Origin of the sequence: Winslowiella iniecta, from assembly GCF_001267535.1 — a bacterium.
In the GTDB taxonomy this organism is placed as follows: domain Bacteria; phylum Pseudomonadota; class Gammaproteobacteria; order Enterobacterales; family Enterobacteriaceae; genus Erwinia; species Erwinia iniecta.
In genome coordinates this window covers 1-1,421 of record NZ_JRXE01000059.1, presented here as the reverse complement: position 1 = coordinate 1,421, position 1,421 = coordinate 1, and the positions used below count along the sequence as shown (strand labels likewise).

Here is a 1,421-nt window from a genome sequence, read left to right as displayed (position 1 = left end):
CGTGAAATCCGGCGATACCGAGTACCTGAGCGCGGGCAAAAACACCTCGCTGATGGGCGCCGCGATGGTCACCATGGACAGCATTATGCTGCTGTTTACCGAACTGGCGAACAGCAAGTTTGAGCAGATGAGCAAGAAGACCGAAGTCTCCCGTGATGCGCAGGATATGGCCAACCGGGTTGATGCGCTGCTGGCGAGCCTGAAAGATGCTAAAGATACTGCCGCACTGCCACCGGAAATTATTGAGTATATGCGTGCCAATAATATTCAGGTTAATGGCATGAGTATTGATGAATTTCTGGGACTTAAACCTGCTGATGGCACACCTGTTGCACCTTGCCCACCAGCAGCGCCGGGTACACCAGAGATCCCATCAACGCCTGGTACACCTGGAGCCTCTGATGCGGCGAAATTTGTGCAGATGCTAAATGCGCTGTTGGCCAGCGCACCGGCAGAAGGCGTGCAGGGAAGCCAGCTGTTTGAACTGCTTGATTTTATGCAAGCGCAGGGTATTCCACTCGGCGGCGATATGCTGCATCTGCCAGCTGGCGGTAATGCTTCACTGTGGCAAATCGAGCAACTGAGAAATCAGCTGGAAGCGGCTTTCCCTGATAGCGGCACCAGTCCGTCTACTCGCCCGGTTTCCAATCCAGGATCTGATCCTGTGACCAGTCCAGTAACGAGTCCGATCTCAAACCCTGTTATTGGTCCGATTGAGCTGGATAAGGCCGATCTGACGGCGATAAAGTCCGCGCTTGAATCTCACTCTGGTCGCGCTTCTGACTTCGTGCAGCAGAACCAGCTGAAACTGCAACAGTTGATGCAGAACTTCAATACCGCAGTCACGATGGCTAACAGCGTGCAGAGCATGAACGCTGAATCGGCCAAATCGATCGCCCAGTCTATCCGCTAATCGCGCATAGCGGCAGTACCTTAACGTTCTGCCGCCTTTCTGTCTGGCAATAAGCCATCATTTCTATAACGTCAATGGCAAATTCCCCACTGCTTGCCGATAAATAAAATTACTGCTTTACATTCAATATTTCCACCCTCAGAAAAAAAAGTATTTTTTAGCATTGGTATTTTTCGAAGGAAAATCACTGCCTGCCGACATTTCCCTTTATTAAATAATAAATTCAACTCGAATTCTTCCTGGCAAAGAAAAGGGCATCAGGTTTTTGCCTGATACTTAACGAAAAAACAGCGTTATGAATAATGGTGTTTAAAAACAGAATGTTTTGCAGAGATTCAGAAATCTATTTTTTTCAGATGCTTATTATAGGCCCATCAACACCGAACATTGCCGGGTTAGATAATCCGGCGAACATTTAAAACATCTAAAGGGAAAGTAAAATCATGACCACTATTAATACCAACAACATCAACCTGAATGCCGCGTCTGAAGTGAAATCAGGTGATAC

General features: G+C 47.9%; 1 protein-coding gene. It reads left to right on the top strand.

Annotation, left to right across the window (positions count from 1 at the left end):
- On the top strand, positions 1-913 hold a 913-nt coding region (locus NG42_RS23170), incomplete at its 5' end, for a hypothetical protein (RefSeq protein WP_206542085.1).
- Positions 914-1,421: the final 508 nt, after the last annotated feature.